Raw genomic sequence first — 17,441 nt, 5'->3', positions numbered from 1 at the left:
GCGGTTTGATGGACGGCTCAGCCGTCGCCGGGCGCCGGGGCGCTCGAATACTCCTCCAGACAGCCCTCGGCGACGGCGTGCTTGATGCTGTCGGTCATTCGGGGGCAGGAGCGCTCCCGGGCCGGGTCGCCGCCCGATTGCCGGATCTCCTCGAAATGGGCGCAGCGGGCGGTCGCATCGCTGGTCCACTGAACCGAGGTATGCGCGGGACCGAGCTTCTTGACCTTGACCGCGACGTGGCAGTAGCGGCAGTCGACGGTGACCAGTCCCGCGGTCAGATACCGCTCCCGGTCGCGCAGCGACGCCTCCCTCACCGCAGCGGCACGGTCCGGGTCGGACGCGAAACTCGGTGCCTTGCTCCAGGTTCCACCCTCCCGTCCGTTGGCGCCGTGGTGAGCGTGGTCCTCGTCGTCGTGGCCGCCGTGCAGCAGCAGCATCGACTTCGCGACCTGGTCGACATCGGGGCGGGACTCCATCAGCGCAATCCTCAGGTCGACTGCTTCTCGGCCTGCCGTGCCTTGAGGTTCTCTTCCACCTCGACGTTCCACTTCTCGACCGCGGCCGTGGTGTCGACCTCCATCTCGAAGCGGTCGGTCATCTCCGGCGTGACGTCGGCGACATCGACATAGAACTGCTGATACCAGCGGCGCATCTGGTACACCGCGCCGTCTTCCTCGACCAGCAGGGGGTTGTCGATGCGTGTCTTGTGCTTCCAGATCTCGACGTCCTGCAGGAAGCCCTTGCTGACGCCGTCGGTGAAGGCATCGGCGAGCTTCTCCGAGGTCTTGTCATCCAGGCCCTTGGGCTTCTCGACGATCACACCCCACTGCAGCACGAACGAGTCCTGGGTGACCGGGTAGTGACAGTTGATCAGGATCGACTCGGCCTTGAAGTCGCCGTAGGTGTTGTGCAGCCAGTTGATCATGAACGACGGGCCGAAGTAACTGGCCTCGGAGTCCAGCGACGCGTCTCCGTAGGCGGTGCCCATGTCGTTGACGTCGGGGCGGCCCACGTTGTGCAGGTACTGGCTGGCGATGTGGCCTTCGAAGACGTTCTTGAAGTACGTCGGCAGCCCGTAGTGGATGTAGAAGAAGTGGGCCATGTCAGTGACGTTGTCGATGATCTCGCGGCAGTTGGAGCCCTCGATCAGCATCGAGTTCCACTTCCAGTCCGTCCACTCGCCGCTGGACCACTGCGGGATCTCCGGGATCCGGACCTCCGGCTGCGGCGGGTTGCCCTCGTGGTCGTGCCAGACGAACAGCAGGCCGCCGCGCACGTCGGTGTGCCAGGCACGGGTACGCGCGAGGCGCGGAGTGCGCTTGGCGTAGGGGACCAGCTTGCACTTGCCGTCGCCGCCCCAGCGCCAGTCGTGGAACGGGCACGCGATCTCGTCGCCCTTGATCGTGCCCTGGGACAGGTTGCCGCCCATGTGCCGGCAGTACCCGTCGAGGACGTTGAGCTCCCCCTTGGAATCGGCGAAGACCACCAGCATGGTGCCGAAGATCTCGATGCCGTGCGGCTTGCCGTCGGTGAAGTTCTTCACCGGTCCCAGGCAGTGCCAGCCCCGGGCATACCGGTCGGGCAACGTGCCGGTGTCGATCTCGCGAATTCCCGCCGTTTCCGTGCTCACCTCGGGCCTCCCAGCTTCTCGGTGCTTCTAACTAGAACACGTTACAGTTTTTGCGCGGGGTAGCGCAATCGAACGGCTCTCACCTGCGCGTTGGGGTACCCGTTTGTGACGTCTTCAGCTCACCCTTTGCCGCCGAAATCGCATTCCACGCGCGTCAAAACTGCGTTTGACGCGCGTGGAATGCAAGTTCGGCGGGAAATTAGGCGGGTTTGTCGGCGCCGACGACCCACATGGAGAAGTACTGGGCGCCGCCGCCGTAGGCATGGCCCAGGGCCTTGCGGGCGTTCGGCACCTGGTGCTCGCCGGCCTTGCCCATCACCTGGATGGCGGACTCGGCGAAGCGAATCATCCCCGACGCACCGATCGGGTTCGACGACAGCACGCCCCCGGACGGGTTGAACGGGATGCGCCCGCCGATGGCGGTCTCGCCTGCTTCGGTGAGCTTCCAGCCGTCGCCCTCGGCGGCGAAGCCGAGGCTCTCGAGCCACATCGGCTCGTACCAGGAGAACGGAACGTACACCTCGCCGACGTCGATCTCGTCGATCGGGCTGGTGATGCCCGCGGCCTTCCACAGCGCGGCCGCGGCGTCACGGCTGGCCTGCGGGTTCACCTGGTCGCGGCCCGCGTAGGCCAACGGCTCGGTGCGCAGCGCGGTCGCGTGGATCCAGGCCACCGGATGCCCGTCGGCGACCCGGGCGTCGGCGCTGGCCTCGTCGCCGATCACCATCGCGGCCGCGCCGTCGGACGACGGGCAGGTCTCGTCGTAGCGGATCGGGTCCCACAGCATCGGCGAGGACATCACCTTCTCCAGGGTGATGTCGGGCTGGTGTAAGTGCGCCAGGGGATTCTTCGCACCGTTGAGGCGGTCCTTGACCGCCACCATCGCCCCGATGTGTGTCGGCGCACCGGAGCGGCGGATGTAGGCGCGCACGTGCGGTGCGAAGTAGCCACCCGCGCCCGCGCCGACGGGTTTGGTGAACGGCACGGGGATGCTCAGCGCCCACATCGCGTTGGACTCCGACTGCTTCTCCCACGCCATCGTCAGGACGCGGCGGTACTTGCCGGACTGCACCAGGCTGGCGGCCACGATCGCCGTCGACCCGCCCACCGAACCGGCGGTGTGCACACGGATCAGCGGCTTTCCCGTCGCGCCGGTGGCGTCGGCCATGAACAGCTCGGGCATCATGACGCCTTCGAAGAAGTCGGGCGCCTTGCCCACCACAACGGCGTCGATGTCGGCGAGCGTGACGCCGGCGTCGGTCAGTGCCCGGTCGATCGCCTCGCGCACCAGGCCGTTCATCGAGACGTCCTTGCGCTTGGCGACGTACTTCGTCTGCCCGGTGCCCAGCACCGCGGCCAGCTTCTTGGTCATCGCTACTTGCCCTCCAACACGGCCACCAGATTCTGTTGCAGCGCAGGGCCGCTCGTCGCATGGGCCAGTACCCGCGAGGCGGCGCCGTCGAAGATGTGGCGTGCCGCGAAGCCGATGCGTTCCAGTCCTGCCGAGAACATCGGGTTGGCGGCCAGGGCGCCGCCGGACGGGTTGATCTTCGTGCTCTCCGGCAGGCCGATCGCCTCGGTGAGGATCAGCTGCTGATGGGAGAACGGGGCGTAGAGTTCGGCGATCTCGATCGAGGCGGTGTCCCCGCCGGTGGCCGCCTGCGCCGACGCCGCCGTCGACGGTGAGGACGTCAGGTCCCGCGCGCCGAGGACCGGGGTTTCGATGCGATGCTCGAAACCGGTGATCCAGGCCGGGTTCTCGCGCAGTTCGCGGGCGCGGTCGCCGGCGGCCAGCACGATCGCCGACGCGCCGTCGGTGATCGGAGCGATGTCGTGGCGACGCAGCGGTTCGGCGAAGTAGGGCTGCGCGAGGAGTTCCTCGACGCTGCTGCCGGACTCCAGTCGGTCCACCCGCGGGGCCGCGGCCTGCGCGTCGAGCGCGACCTGCGCCATCTGCTCGGCGGTCCACTTGCCGGAGTCCAGGCCGAAGCGGGCCTGTAATCCGGCCATGCTCACCGAGTCGGGCCACAGCGGCGCGACGGTGTAGGGGTCGGTCTGCAGCGCCAGCACCCGGCGCAGCGTGCCGGCCGAGGACTTGCCGAACCCGTACACCAGCGCGGTCTCGACCTCGCCGGTGAGGATCTTGATGTAGGCCTCGTACAGCGCCCACGCGGCGTCCATCTCGACGTGGGATTCGTTGATCGGCGGTACCGCACCGATCGAGTCGATCGCGGAGATGAACGAGAACGCCCGGCCGGCAAGGTAATCCGAGGACCCCGAACACCAGAAGCCGATGTCGGCCTTGGTGATTCCGAGGTCTTCGTAGATGGACGCGAAACACGGCATCAGCATTTCGACGCCGTTGGTGGTGCCGTCGGTGCGGCGCACATGCGGTGCGTGCGCAAACCCGACTACTGCAACATCGGTCATGGTGGTCCTGTCTCTACAGGTGATGCTTGTAGGTGTCGTAGTCGGCGTCGGGCTCGCCCGTCGGCCGGAAGTACTCGATGTTGTCGATGCCCAGACCCCACTGGTCTTTCGGCTTCCAGACGGCCTGTACCCGCATGCCCATGCGGACCTGCTCGGCGTCGATGTCGGAGACCAGGTGCAGTACCGGGATGTCGGCGCCGTCGAGCAGGACGTAGGCCGCGACGTACGGCGGCTTGATGCGCTGCCCCGCGAACGGGATGTTGATGATCGCGAACGTGGTCACCGTGCCCTTGTCGGACAGCTCGATGAACTGATCGAGCGGCTTACCGGTGGCCGGATCCGCCTCTCTCGCAGGGAAGTACACCTTGCCGTCGGAGCCGGTGCGCGCGCCAACGAGTTTGCCCTGTTGCAGCGCACGCAGGAACGTGCTCTCCGGCTTGGACGCCGTGTGCTGGATCTCGATCGCGCTCGGCGACACCAGCATGGTCACCGGATCCAGGCCCTCGGCCGGCGACGGGATCTCCTCAGGCTGGTCACCGAGCGCGAAGTATGCGATATCGGTGATCGCGCCCTGGGGCTCCTCGACCCAGTGCGCATGCACCCGGGCGCCGGTGCTGATCGCGTCCGGTCCATCGGCTGCCACGGCGTGCAGCAGCGGCGTGTCGGCGCCGTCGAGCTTGATCAGCGCCCACGCGAACGGGCGGTCCAACGGTTGCCCCTCGAGCGGCTCGGGCTGCCACGTCCACGACACCACGGTTCCGACGCTGGACACCGGTACGATCTCGCTCAACTGCTCCCAGGAGACGGGGTCGTACTCGGCCGGTGGAACGTGCACGCGGCCGTCGGTGCCACGGACGCCGACGATGCGCCGCTCCCGCAGCGCGGTGAAGAACTCCGACAGGAGGGGTCCGACCGAACGGGTGTAGTCGAAGGCGAGCTTCAGCGGCGCGGAAAGAGGCGGTTCATGGGGATCGATCTGCACCGGGCTGCTTTGGCTGGTGGTCACGGCAACGAGTAGAACAGGTTCTAAGAATGGTTTCAAGGCACGGTTGTGGCTTGCAGGGAAGGTGGATCGGATGAAGTTGGGCTTGCAGCTGGGGTACTGGGGCGCGCAGCCGCCGACGAACCACGCCGAACTGGTCGCCACCGCCGAGGAGGTCGGCTTCGACACCGTGTTCACCGCCGAGGCCTGGGGCTCGGACGCGTTCACGCCGCTGGCGTGGTGGGGCCGCGAAACCAGCCGGATGCGGTTGGGCACGTCGGTGGTGCAGCTGTCGGCCCGCACGCCGACCGCGTGCGCGATGGCCGCGCTGACGCTGGATCACCTCTCCGGTGGCCGGCACATCCTCGGGCTCGGCGTGTCCGGGCCGCAGGTGGTCGAAGGCTGGTACGGCGCGAAGTTCCCGAAGCCGCTGGCACGCACCCGCGAATACATCGACATCCTGCGGCAGGTGTGGGCGCGTGAGGCTCCGGTGCGCAGCGACGGCCCGCACTACCCGCTGCCGCTGACCGGTGAGGGCACCACCGGTCTGGGCAAGAATCTCAAGCCGATCACCCATCCGCTGCGTGCCGACATCCCGGTGATGCTCGGCGCCGAAGGGCCCAAGAACGTCGCGCTGGCCGCCGAGATCTGCGACGGCTGGTTGCCGATCTTCTACTCGCCGCGCATCGCGACGATGTACAACGAGTGGCTCGACGAGGGCTTCGCACGTCCCGGCGCCCGGCACACCCGGGAGACCTTCGAGATCTGCGCGACCGCGCAGGTCGTCGTCACCGACGACCGCGCCGAGATCATGAAGCTGATGAAGCCGCACCTGGCGCTCTACATGGGTGGGATGGGTGCTGAGGACACCAACTTCCATGCCGACGTGTACCGACGGATGGGGTACGCGGAGGTGGTCGATGACGTCACCCGCCTGTTCCGCAGTGACCGCAAGGACGAAGCCGCGAAGGCCGTACCCGACGAGCTGGTCGATGACTCGGCGATCGTCGGCGACCTGGCCTACGTCCAGGAGCAGATCAAGGCCTGGGAGGCCTCCGGGGTGACGATGATGGTCGTCGGCGCACGCTCGCCGGAGCAGATCCGCGACCTCGCGGCACTCGTGTAGCTGCGACTAGACACCTGCTTGCCGGGTGTCTAGTGGCGATCTAGATTGGGCGTGTGACCGATGCCACTTCCCAACACCTGATCGCAGGAACCACCCTGACGATGCCGGTGCGCGTCCGCACGGCCCACCAGCACACCGCGATGTTCGTCGTGGACGCCGACGCCGCCCAGCGGATGATCGACTACAGCGGGCTGCGGGTGTGCCGGTTCGGTCCCGGCAACCGCCGCGCGCTGGTGGTGCTGATGCTGATGCGCTACGAGGACACCGACCTCGGCCAGTATTACGAGTACGGCACCAACGTGATGGTCAATCCGCCCGAGAACCCGGGCGCCAGCGGTATGAAGGCGTTGCAGTCGGCCGGGGCATTCGTCCACCACCTGCCCGTCGACCAGTCCTTCACCCTCGAGGCGGGTCGCACGATCTGGGGCTATCCGAAGGTGATGGCTGACTTTACGGTCCGCAACGGCAGGCACTTCGGCTTCGACGTGACGATCGACGGAAAGTTCGTCATCGCCATGGATTTCGCGCCCGGGCTGCCCACGCCGGCGGCGCTGACGTCGCGGCCGCAGGTGCATTCGACGTATTCGTGCCTCGACGGCGTCGTCCGCGAGACGCCGGGGCAGATGGTGCTCTCGGGTGTGCGCTACCGACCGGGCGGAGTTTCGGTTCGGCTCGGCGAACATCCCTACGCCGCCGAGCTGGCTTCCCTAGGCTTTCCCAAACGTGCCCTGGTGTCGAGTTCGGCGGCCAACGTCGACATGACCTTCGGTGACGCCCGAATCGTAGGAGAGCGATGACCACCACCACCCCCGCCGTGCTCGATGTCGACCTCGCCGACGGCCGGTTCTACGCTGACGGCCGCGCGGCCCGCGAAGCCTACAAGTGGATGCGGGCCCACCAGCCGGTGTTCCGCGACCGCAACGGTCAGGCTGCCGCCACCACCTACCAGGCCGTCCTCGACGCCGAGCGCAATCCGGAGCTGTTCTCGTCGACCGGCGGCATCCGGCCGGACCAGCCCGGTATGCCGTACATGATCGACATGGACGATCCCGCACATCTGTTGCGGCGCAAGCTCGTCAACGCCGGCTTCACCCGCAAGCGGGTGATGGACCGGTTGCCGTCGATCGAGGCGCTGTGCGACACGCTCATCGATGCGGTGTGCGAGCGCGGGGAGTGCGACTTCGTTCGCGACATCGCCGCGCCGCTGCCGATGGCGGTGATCGGCGACATGCTCGGCGTGCTGCCCGAGGAGCGCGAGAAGCTGCTCGAGTGGTCGGACAACCTGGTGTGCGGACTCAGCTCGCACGTCGACGACGACACCGTGAAAATGCTGATGGACACCTTCGCGGCCTACACCGCCTTCACCATGGATGTCATCGCGGATCGGCGCGCCAACCCGCGTGACGACCTGTTCTCGGTGCTGTGCAACTCCGAGGTCGAGGGCCAGCGGATGTCTGACGACGAGATCGTCTTCGAGACCCTGCTGATCCTCATCGGCGGCGACGAGACCACCCGCCACACACTCTCGGGCGGCACCGAACAGCTTCTGCGGCACCAGGATCAGTGGCAGCAGGTGGTGGCCGACAAGGACCTGCTGCCCAGCGCCATCGAGGAGATGCTGCGCTGGACCTCTCCGGTGAAGAACATGTGCCGCACCCTGACCGCCGACACCGAGTTCCACGGCACCTCCCTCAAGTCGGGCGAGAAGATCATGCTGATGTTCGAGTCGGCGAACTTCGACGAGACCGCATTCGACAACCCCGACGAGTTCGACATCCACCGCAACCCGAACAGTCACCTGGCGTTCGGGTTCGGCACCCATTTCTGTCTGGGCAACCAGCTGGCACGGCTGGAATTGAAGATCATGCTGACGAAGGTGCTCGAGCGGCTCCCAGACCTCCGGCTGGCCGACGACGCCATGCTGCCATTGCGTCCGGCGAACTTCGTATCGGGCCTGGAGAGCATGCCGGTCGTGTTCACGCCCAGCGCAAAGGTGAACGCCTAGCTCACCCGTCGTCGGAATTGCATTCCAGCAGGACCGCACTCGAACTATCGCTGCTGGAATGCAATTCCGTTGCGGGTGGCCCCCACCAGCGGCCTACTTCAGCTTCCAGACCGGCTTGCGCTTCTCCAGGAACGCCTTCGGACCCTCCTTGGAGTCCTCGGAGAGGAACACCGGGATGCCGTTGGCGGTGTCGGGTTTGAAGGCCTCTTCCTCGTGCATGCCCTCGGTCTCGCGGATGGTCTTGAGGATCGCCTGCACGGCGAGGGGGCCGTTGCCGTTGATGATCTCGGCGATCTCGAGCGCCTTCGTCAGCGCCTGACCGTCGGGGACCACGTGGCCGATCAGGCCGAACTCCTTGGCCTCGGCCGCGGTGATGTGGCGTCCGGTCAGCAGGATGTCGCACGCGATCGTGTACGGGATCTGCCGGACCAGCCGGACCGCTGAGCCGCCCATCGGGTAGAGGCTCCACTTGGCCTCGGAGACGCCGAACTTCGCGCTCTCGCCCGCCACGCGGATGTCGGTGCCCTGCAGGATCTCGGTGCCGCCTGCGATCGCGGCGCCCTCGACCGCCGCGATCAGCGGCTTGGTCAGCCGACGGCCCTTCAGTAACGCCGGGATCTTGGTCGGGTCGAATCCGCCCTTGAACGAGTCGCCGGGCGACTGGCTGTCGGCCTTCTTGAGGTCCATGCCCGCGCAGAAGGCCCCGCCGGCGCCGGTCAGGATGCAGCTGCGGATCTCGGGGTCGGAGTCGACGCGATCCCAGGCCTCGACCATGATCGCCATCATCTCGGCAGAGAGCGCGTTGCGCTTCTCCGGCCGGTTCATTGTGACGATGAGTGTGTGTCCCCGCTGTTCAACCAGGGCGTCGGGACCCTTTTCCGAGTTCTGTGCGTCGCTCACGAATTGATCCGCCTTCCAGCGCCGATGCCACGGACTTGTCTCGAAATGTAACACGTTCTAATTTAGAGCCGTGGCTCTGAACATTGCGGATCTCGCCGAGCACGCCATCGACGCCGTGCCTGACCGTGTCGCCCTGATCTCGGGTGACGAGACGTTGACCTATGCGCAGCTGGAGGAGAAGGCCAACCGCCTGGCGCACTACCTGCTCGACCAGGGCATCAAGAAGGACGACAAGGTCGGGCTGTATTGCCGCAACCGCATCGAGATCGTCATCGGGATGCTGGGCATCATCAAGGCCGGCGCCATCCTGGTCAACGTCAACTTCCGCTATGTCGAGGGCGAGCTGAAGTACCTGTTCGACAACTCCGACATGGTCGCGCTGATCCACGAGCGCCGCTACGCCGACCGGGTGGCCAACGTGCTGCCCGAGACACCGGCGGTGAAGACCGTGCTGGTCATCGAAGACGGCACCGACGAGGACTACCAGCGCTACGGGGGCGTCGAGTTCAACGCCGCCCTGGCGCAGGGCTCCCCGGAGCGCGACTTCGGTCCGCGCAGCGAGGACGACATCTACCTGCTCTACACCGGTGGCACCACCGGATTCCCCAAGGGCGTGATGTGGCGCCACGAGGACATCTACCGAGTTCTGTTCGGCGGCACCGACTTCGCCACCGGCGAGCCGATCGCCGACGAGTACGGGTTGGCCAAGCAGGCGGTGGAGAACGGTCCCATGGTCCGCTACCCGATCCCGCCGATGATTCACGGTGCGACGCAGTCGGCCACCTGGATGGCGCTGTTCGCCGGGCAGACCACGTTGCTGGTGCCCGAGTTCGACCCCGAAGAGGTCTGGGAGACCATCGACAAGCACAAGGTGAACCTGTTGTTCTTCACCGGCGACGCGATGGCCCGCCCCCTGCTCGACACGCTGCTCGAGCACCAGGAGGAGGGCAAGCAGTACGACCTGTCGAGTCTGTTCCTACTGGCCAGCACTGCGGCGCTGTTCTCCACCAGCCTCAAGGAGAAGTTCCTCGAGCTGCTGCCCAACCGCATCATCACCGACTCGATCGGCTCGTCGGAGACAGGTTTCGGCGGCAGCAGCGTGGTCGCCAAGGGCCAGTCGCACACCGGCGGCCCGCGTGTGACCATCGACAAGAACGTCGTCGTGCTCGACGACGACGGCAACGAGGTCAAGCCCGGCAGTGGGGTGCGCGGCGTGATTGCCAAGCGCGGACACATCCCGGTCGGCTACTACAAGGACGAAAAGAAGACCGCCGAGACCTTCCGAACCATCAACGGCGTGCGCTACGCCATCCCGGGTGACTACGCCACCGTCGAGGAGGACGGCAGCGTCACGATGCTCGGCCGCGGGTCGGTCTCGATCAACAGTGGCGGCGAGAAGATCTACCCCGAAGAGGTCGAGGCCGCGCTGAAGGGCCACCCCGACGTGTTCGACGCGCTCGTGGTCGGCGTGCCCGACCCGCGCTTCGGTCAGCACGTGGCCGCGGTCGTGCAGCCGCGCCACGGCACCCGGCCGACGCTGGCCGAACTCGACGCCTTCGTACGCAAGGAGATCGCGGGATACAAGGTGCCGCGCAGCCTCTGGTACGTAGACGAGGTGAAGCGTTCACCCGCAGGCAAGCCGGATTACCGCTGGGCCAAGGACACCACCGAGGAACGCCCGGCCGACGACGTCAGCGCCAAACATGTAGGAGCGAAATCCTGATGCGTACCGAACTCTGCGAGCGCTTCGGCATCGAGTACCCGATCTTCGTCTTCACCCCGTCGGAGAAGGTCGCCGCCGCGGTGTCGAAGGCCGGCGGGCTCGGTGTGCTCGGCTGCGTGCGGTTCAACGACGCCGATGACCTCGAGAACGTCCTGCAGTGGATGGACGAGAACACCGACGGCAAGCCCTACGGTGTCGACATCGTGATGCCGGCCAAGGTGCCGACCGAAGGCACCTCTGTCGACATCAACAAGCTGATCCCGGCCGAGCACCGCGAGTTCGTCGACAAGACGCTCGCCGACCTCGGCGTGCCGCCGCTGCCCGAGGACGACGAACGCTCCGAAGGCGTTCTGGGATGGCTGCATTCGGTTGCCCGCAGCCACGTCGAGGTCGCGCTCAAGCACCCGATCAAGCTGATCGCCAACGCGCTGGGCTCCCCGCCCAAGGACGTCATCGACCAGGTCCACGCCGCCGGTGTGCCTGTGGCGGCGCTGGCCGGTTCGCCGAAACATGCGCTGCGCCATGTGGAGAACGGCGTCGACATCGTGGTGGCCCAGGGCCACGAGGCCGGCGGACACACCGGCGAGATCGGTTCGATGGTGCTGTGGCCGGAGATCGTCGACGCCCTCGACGGCAAGGCTCCGGTGCTCGCCGCAGGCGGTATCGGCACCGGCCGCCAGGTCGCCGCCGCGCTGGCCCTCGGCGCGCAGGGCGTCTGGATGGGCTCGGCATTTCTGACCTCCGCCGAGTACGACCTCGGGGTGCGGCTGGAGTCGGGCCGTTCGGTGATCCAGGAAGCCATGCTCAAGGCCACCTCCGCCGACACCGTGCGCCGCCGGATCTACACCGGAAAACCGGCCCGGCTGCTCAAGAGCCGCTGGACCGACGCGTGGGACGCCGAGGGCGCACCCGAGCCGTTGCCGATGCCCCTGCAGAACATTCTGGTCAGTGAGGCCCATCAGCGGATGAGCCAGTCCGCGGATCCGACCACAGTGGCCATGCCGGTGGGGCAGATCGTCGGCCGCATGAACGAGATCCGTCCCGTCGCCGACATCATCGCCGAGTTGGTCAGCGGATTCGAGAAAGCCACCCGGCGCCTCGACGGCATCCGCGGGAACTGACTAGCGCGGCTGCGCGTCGAACTCGTCGAGGTCGGCGGCCGTCAACAGTCGGTACTGTGGGCGGTCCCGACCGGCCCAGCGGTACACCGGTTCCTCGGTGTGCCAGCGCTGCGCCTGCAGATCACGTTTGAGCACCTTGTTCGACCCCGTGGCGGGCAGGCGCGCCGACACGCGCAGCAGCCGCGGAAAACCCTTGCTTCCCAGATCTTTCTGGCCAGCCAGGAACACCGCGAACTCGTCGACGTCGAACGATTCGGGGTCGGGGACTTCTACCGCGGCCATCACCTGGTCGCCTGAACGCGGATCGGGCACACCGTAGACGGCCGTGGCGATGACCGCCGGATGACGACGTACCACGCGCTCGATACTCAGCGCCGAGATGTTCTCGCCGTCGACCCGCAGCCAGTCGCCGCGCCGGCCCGCGAAGTACAAGAACCCGGAACCGTCGATGTAACCCAGATCGCCCGACCAGTACCAGCCGTTGCGGGTGCGCTCGGCGTCGGCGACCTCGTTGCGGTAATAACCTTCGAACTGGGCTGCGCCGCGCTGATCCACGATCTCGCCGACCGCCTCATCGGCATTGAGGACACGACCCGATTCGTCGAGAACAGCTGTCGGGCAACGTCGCAGTGTCTGCGGGTCGACGATGACCACGCCGGAGTGGGCCGGCCGTCCCAGCGCCGCCGGCGGCGCTTCGGGGTCCGGCACGGCCACCGCGCCACCCTCGCTGGAACCGTAGCCCTCGAACAGTCGGGCACCGAACCGCCGCCGGAACTCGCGTTGGTCTTCAGGTGAGGCTTCGGTGCCGAAGCCGCGGGTCAGCGGGTTGTCCGCATCATCGGGCAGTTCCGGGGTGGCCAGCAGGTAGGCCAGCGCCTTGCCGACGTAGGTGAAGAACGTCGCTCCGAAATATCGGACATCGGAAAGGAATCCGGACGCCGAGAACGCGGGGGTAAGGCACACCGTGGCGCCGTTGGCCAGGGCGGGTGCCCACAGCGCCATGATCGCGTTGCCGTGGAACAGCGGCATACAGCAGTAGTCGACATCGCCGCGGTGATGTCCGTACTTGTCGGTTGCCGCATAGGCGATGCGCGCCAAGCGGCCCTGACTGCATTTGGCCGCTTTGGATGTTCCGGTGGTTCCGGAGGTGAACAACAGCAGCAGAAGCGAATCAGTGTCTACCCCGGCGACTTGCCGTGGGTCCGCTCTGTGCCGCTCGACCAGCGTGCCGTAGGAGTCGTCGTCGATGCACAGGATGTGCGTCGACGGCAGGCCGTGGTCGAGTCCGGCCAACCGTTTCGCGCCGTCGGTGTCGGTGACGATGAGCTGACAGTCGGCGTGGCGGATGTCGGCGGCCAGATCGGCCGCGCCGCGCGTCGGGTTGAGGCCGACGATCGTGGCGCCGGCCAGAGCGCCGGCGCCCAGCCAGAACACGAAATCGGGCACATTCGGTAGCAGGACGCCGATGTGAAACGGTGCCGCAGCGAAGGATTCGGCTTGCAGCGCGGTGGCCAGTGCTGCGCGGGCGGCCGATTCGGCCACCACCTCGTCCCATGTCCACGTCTGCTCGCGGGTGCGCAGCCCCGGATGATCGTCGCCGACCCGGTCGAGGAGCATGGCGGCGATGTCGGCGCGTCGGGCGGTCACGGTCGCCGGATCTCGAACACCGGATCCGCGCACCCTGTGGCCTCGGCGGTGAGCTGGCGCTTGATCACCTTGAACGTCTCGGTGCGGGGCAGCGCGGAGCTCACCCGCACGTAGGACGGCCACTGCTTGGGGCCGAGATCCGACTGTGCTGCCAGGAATTCGGTGAAGGCCTCGGCATCGAAGGTCGCGTCGTCACGCAGGACGAGTGCGGCCATCACCTGATCACCCACCGCGGGGTCGGGGATCGGATACACCGCGACCTCGGTGATGTCGGGATGGCGCAACAGAATCCGCTCGATCGGCGCCGTGCCCAGGTTCTCACCGTCGACCCGCATCCAGTCGCCCAGCCGTCCCGCGAAGTACGCGAAGCCGTTCTCGTCGCGGTAGGCTAGGTCGCCGCTGTGGTACACGCCCCCGCGCATCCGCTCCGCCTCCGCCTCGGGATCGCGGTAGTAACCGCGGAACTGGCCTGGCCCGGCGGTGTTGACCAGTTCGCCGACGACGCCGGGCGGACATTCGGCACCGGTGTCGACGTCGACGATGGTGACCCCGTTGGCCAAGGGTCCCAGTGCTGTCTCGGGGGTGTCGGGTGTGCGGGCGATCGACACCCCGCCCTCGCTGGAGCCGAACCCGTCGACGACCCGGACGCCGAACCTCTGCGCGAAGCGGGTGAGGTCGCGCGGCGCCCCTTCGTTGCCGTACGCGATCCGCAACGGGTTGTCGGCGTCGTCGGGGCGCTCCGGCGTGGCCAGGATGTAGGACAGGGGCTTGCCGACATAGTTGGCATAGGTTGCGCCGAACCGCCGGACGTCGGGAAAGAACTGCGACGCAGAGAACCTGCGGCGCAATGCGATCGACGCGCCGGCGGCCACCGCGGGCGCCCAGCCGGCCATGATCGCGTTGGAGTGGAACAACGGCATCGACAGGTAACAGGTGTCCGACGGGCCGAGACCGAAGCGCTCGGCCAGCATCGTCCCGGGGAATGCCACCTTCTCGTGCGTGCAGCGCACGGCCTTCGGGTCCCCGCTGGTACCCGAGGTGAAGATCAGCATGAACAGGTCATCGGGGTCGGCCCTGCGGAACTTCACGGGAGCGTCGCGGTGTGAATCGAGTTCGGCTGCGAAATCGGGGGATTCGACATCGAGTGCCCCACCGAACCCCGGCGCGTGACGGTCGGCGAGCACCAGCTGGCAGTCGGCGTGCTCGACATCGCGGGACAGCGCCGCTCCCCGCCGGGTCGGATTCAATCCGACCGGCACGATGCCCGACAGCGCGGCCGCAACCAGCATGGTGCCGAAGAACGGGGTGTTGCCCAACAGCACCCCCACGTGTGGGGGTCGGTCCGGATCCAGACGTGATCGCAGCAGCGCCGCCAGGGCTGCCCCGTCGCGGATGTGATCCCGCCAGGACGACCATGTCACCGCGTCGTCGTCGACGAAGTGCACGCCTCGGTCGTCGACGTCAGCCAGTGGCGCCAGCAACGAGGCGACGGTGGGTTGGTCCACCGTCGGTCAGACCGGTGTGTCGGCCAGCTCGGTGCCGATGCGCAGCAGCGCCCCTGTGGCACTGCCGATGGCGAACTCGGTCTGCTTGGCGGCGAGGAAGTACCGGTGGATCGGGTGATCCATGTCGATGCCGACACCGCCGTGCACATGGACCGCGGTGTGCGCCACGCGGTGGCCGGCTTCGGCGGCCCAGAACGCCGCTGTGTCGATGTCGACGTCGGCCGCCACACCCTCCGACAACCGCCAGGCTGCCTGCGTCACGGTCAGCCGCAGCGCCTTGGTGTCGATGTAACCGTCGGCCAGCCGCGACGATACGGCCTGGAAGCTGCCGATCGGGCGGTCGAACTGTTCGCGCTCACGGGCATAGGACGCGGTCAGTTCCAGCGCACGTTCGACCACCCCGAGTTGGAAAGCGCTGCGCCCCAACCGATAGTGCGTGGCGAGCCACTCCAGCGCCGCCGCGCCGCCGCCGAGCAGGCGATCGGAGCCGACCTCGACGTCCGAGAGCGTCAGATGACCGACGCTGCTGCGGCCGGTCACCGACAACGCTTCGGTACTCACCCCCGCATCGCCGGCCGAAACGACGAAAATCTCGACTCCACGGTCGGTTTCGGCGGGAACCAGGAACGCGTCGGCCACCGGACCGAACGGCACCTGGGTGCGGGTCCCGCTCAGGCGAAACCCACCGTCAGCGGCCGCAGCGCGTACCGGACCCTCACCGGGATCACCGTCGAGGGCCACGGTCAGGATCTTCTCGCCCCGCACCGCAGGCGCGGCCCACTGCTGCGCGAGCTCGTCGGGACCGAACCGGGCCAGCGCAGCAGCGGAGACGACGACGGACTCCAGATACGGCACGGCAGCCATCTGACGTCCCAGCGACTCGAGAACCGCGACCTGTTCCACGACGCCGAAACCGCCGCCGCCCAGGGATTCCGGTGCCGCAGCCGACAGGATGTCGGCGTCGATCAACTTGCCCCACAATGCGCGGTCGACGCGTTGTTCGAGGCCGTCGAGTTCACGCTGATGTTCAGGTGTACACACCGATTCGGTGATGGTGCGTACCAGACCGCCGATGTCATCGGCGGATTCGGGCCTGTTGAAGTCCATGGAAGTCCTCGATTCTTACCGGTTCACACGGGGTAGGCCGAGCGCCACCATGCCGATGATGTCGCGCTGGATCTCGTTGGTGCCGCCACCGAACGTGAGGATCAGGCAGGAGCGGTGCATGCGTTCGACGCGTCCGCGCAGCAGTGCGCCTTTGGAGTCGGGCCGCAGCGTCGCGGCACTGCCCAACACCTCCATCAGCAGGCGGTAGGCCTCGGTGGCCAGTTCGGTGCCGAACACCTTGGCCGCCGACGCGTCGGCCGGAGACGGCGCGGCCTCGGTGGATGCCAGCTCCCAGTTGATCAACTTGAGCACCTCGGCCTTGGCGTGCACGCGCGCCAGGTTCATCTGCACCCACTGTGAGTCGATCAACCGCTTGCCGTGTGCGTCCTTGGTGTTCTGCGCCCACTCGCGCACCCCGTCGAGCGCGACGAAGATCGGCTGCGCCGACACCAGGGCGACGCGTTCGTGGTTGAGCTGGTTGGTCACCAGCTTCCAGCCGGCGTTCTCCTCGCCGACCAGGTTGCCCACCGGCACCCGCACGTCCTGGTAGTAGGTGGCGCTGGTGTCCACGCCGGACATGGTGTGCACCGGCGTCCACGAGAAGCCCTCGGCCGTGGTCGGGACGATCAGCATCGAGATACCGCGGTGCTTCTTGGCCTCGGGATTGGTGCGCACGGCCAACCAGACGTAGTCGGCGTAGGCGATCAACGACGTCCACATCTTCTGGCCGTTGATGACGTAGTCGTCGCCGTCGCGCACCGCGGTCGTCCGCAGCGCCGCGAGGTCGGTGCCTGCGCCGGGCTCGGAGTACCCAATGGAGAAGTGCAGATCACCCGACGCGATGCGCGGCAGATAGAACTTCTTCTGCTCCTCGGTGCCGAACGCCATGATCGTCGGCGCCACACTGTTGATGGTCAGGAACGGCACGGGGACGTTGGCGATCGCTGCCTCGTCGTTGAAGATCAGCCCGTCCATCGGCGGGCGAGCCTGCCCGCCGAACTCCTTGGGCCACGACAGCGTGAGCCAGCCGTCCTTGCCCATCTGCGCGACGGTCTCGCGGTAGACATTGCCGCGTCCGATCTCACCGTCGTTGCTCGCCAGCGCCTCGGCACGCTCGGGCGTCATGAGCTTGGTGAAGTACGCGCGCAACTCGCGGCGAAGCTCCTCCTGCTCAGGGGTGTAGCCGATTCGCATCGCGCCGTCCTCACTACTCTGCAAGCCTTGTCCGATGGGCGCCGTCGAGGGGATAGGGCTACCTCAGCGGT

Annotated in this window: 15 protein-coding genes; 5 read left to right on the top strand and 10 right to left on the bottom strand. The window is 67.1% G+C overall.

The window, feature by feature from the left end:
• Positions 1-17 precede the first annotated feature (17 nt).
• The 5 genes from ACAG25_RS11660 to ACAG25_RS11640 form a co-directional block, all read right to left on the bottom strand.
• Positions 18-476: a hypothetical protein gene (locus ACAG25_RS11660; RefSeq protein ID WP_370488585.1), complete on the bottom strand. Its 459-nt coding sequence runs from the start codon at positions 474-476 to the stop codon at positions 18-20.
• Positions 477-487: 11 nt separating this feature from the next.
• Complete coding sequence (locus ACAG25_RS11655; RefSeq protein ID WP_370488583.1) at positions 488-1,630, bottom strand: Rieske 2Fe-2S domain-containing protein; 1,143 nt, start codon at positions 1,628-1,630, stop codon at positions 488-490.
• Between the two features lie 199 nt (positions 1,631-1,829).
• Positions 1,830-3,002 carry a thiolase domain-containing protein gene (locus ACAG25_RS11650; protein WP_370488582.1) on the bottom strand — a complete coding sequence of 391 codons (1,173 nt, stop codon included), beginning with the start codon at positions 3,000-3,002 and terminating at the stop codon, positions 1,830-1,832.
• A gap of 2 nt (positions 3,003-3,004) precedes the next feature.
• Positions 3,005-4,060 (bottom strand): thiolase domain-containing protein, encoded by a 1,056-nt coding sequence (locus ACAG25_RS11645; protein ID WP_370488580.1) that lies wholly within the window; start codon positions 4,058-4,060, stop codon positions 3,005-3,007.
• Positions 4,061-4,073: 13 nt separating this feature from the next.
• A complete protein-coding gene (locus tag ACAG25_RS11640; RefSeq protein WP_370488579.1) occupies positions 4,074-5,066 on the bottom strand; it encodes a Zn-ribbon domain-containing OB-fold protein in 993 nt (330 codons plus the stop codon).
• A gap of 70 nt (positions 5,067-5,136) precedes the next feature.
• On the opposite strand from ACAG25_RS11640, the gene ACAG25_RS11635 reads away from it, so the two are divergent.
• The 3 genes from ACAG25_RS11635 to ACAG25_RS11625 all read left to right on the top strand — a co-directional run bounded on the left by ACAG25_RS11635 (position 5,137) and on the right by ACAG25_RS11625 (position 8,173).
• Positions 5,137-6,168, top strand: coding sequence for an LLM class F420-dependent oxidoreductase (locus tag ACAG25_RS11635; protein ID WP_370488578.1), 1,032 nt, complete (start codon positions 5,137-5,139; stop codon positions 6,166-6,168).
• Between the two features lie 101 nt (positions 6,169-6,269).
• On the top strand, positions 6,270-6,965 hold the full coding sequence (locus ACAG25_RS11630) for an acetoacetate decarboxylase family protein (RefSeq protein WP_370488751.1): 696 nt from the start codon (positions 6,270-6,272) through the stop codon (positions 6,963-6,965).
• Positions 6,962-8,173 (top strand): cytochrome P450, encoded by a 1,212-nt coding sequence (locus tag ACAG25_RS11625; protein WP_370488576.1) that lies wholly within the window; start codon positions 6,962-6,964, stop codon positions 8,171-8,173. Before ACAG25_RS11630 ends, ACAG25_RS11625 begins: the two co-directional genes overlap by 4 nt.
• Before the next feature lie 93 nt (positions 8,174-8,266).
• On the opposite strand, the gene ACAG25_RS11620 is transcribed toward ACAG25_RS11625, so the two are convergent.
• Entirely contained in the window at positions 8,267-9,073 is an 807-nt protein-coding gene (locus tag ACAG25_RS11620) for a crotonase/enoyl-CoA hydratase family protein (protein ID WP_370488574.1), read from the bottom strand.
• A gap of 70 nt (positions 9,074-9,143) precedes the next feature.
• On the opposite strand from ACAG25_RS11620, the gene ACAG25_RS11615 reads away from it, so the two are divergent.
• On the top strand, positions 9,144-10,796 hold the full coding sequence (locus ACAG25_RS11615; RefSeq protein ID WP_370488572.1) for an acyl-CoA synthetase: 1,653 nt from the start codon (positions 9,144-9,146) through the stop codon (positions 10,794-10,796).
• A complete protein-coding gene (locus tag ACAG25_RS11610) occupies positions 10,796-11,917 on the top strand; it encodes an NAD(P)H-dependent flavin oxidoreductase (RefSeq protein ID WP_370488571.1) in 1,122 nt (373 codons plus the stop codon). Before ACAG25_RS11615 ends, ACAG25_RS11610 begins: the two co-directional genes overlap by 1 nt.
• Here ACAG25_RS11610 and ACAG25_RS11605 read toward each other — a convergent pair whose 3' ends face one another.
• From ACAG25_RS11605 to ACAG25_RS11590, 4 genes are read right to left on the bottom strand one after another with little or no spacing between them, the layout of a single operon-like run.
• Positions 11,918-13,534: an AMP-binding protein gene (locus ACAG25_RS11605; protein ID WP_370488750.1), complete on the bottom strand. Its 1,617-nt coding sequence runs from the start codon at positions 13,532-13,534 to the stop codon at positions 11,918-11,920.
• A gap of 26 nt (positions 13,535-13,560) precedes the next feature.
• Positions 13,561-15,069: a long-chain-fatty-acid--CoA ligase FadD17 gene (gene fadD17 / locus ACAG25_RS11600; protein ID WP_370488569.1), complete on the bottom strand. Its 1,509-nt coding sequence runs from the start codon at positions 15,067-15,069 to the stop codon at positions 13,561-13,563.
• 6 nt (positions 15,070-15,075) lie between these two features.
• Positions 15,076-16,176: an acyl-CoA dehydrogenase family protein gene (locus ACAG25_RS11595; protein WP_370488567.1), complete on the bottom strand. Its 1,101-nt coding sequence runs from the start codon at positions 16,174-16,176 to the stop codon at positions 15,076-15,078.
• A gap of 15 nt (positions 16,177-16,191) precedes the next feature.
• On the bottom strand, positions 16,192-17,370 hold the full coding sequence (locus ACAG25_RS11590; protein WP_370488566.1) for an acyl-CoA dehydrogenase family protein: 1,179 nt from the start codon (positions 17,368-17,370) through the stop codon (positions 16,192-16,194).
• Between the last annotated feature and the right edge of the window lie 71 nt (positions 17,371-17,441).

The organism is Mycobacterium sp. pV006 (assembly GCF_041287115.1).
Lineage (GTDB): Bacteria > Actinomycetota > Actinomycetes > Mycobacteriales > Mycobacteriaceae > Mycobacterium.
Note: the sequence above shows the minus strand (reverse complement) of the source record. Positions and strands in the feature narration are given on the sequence as shown.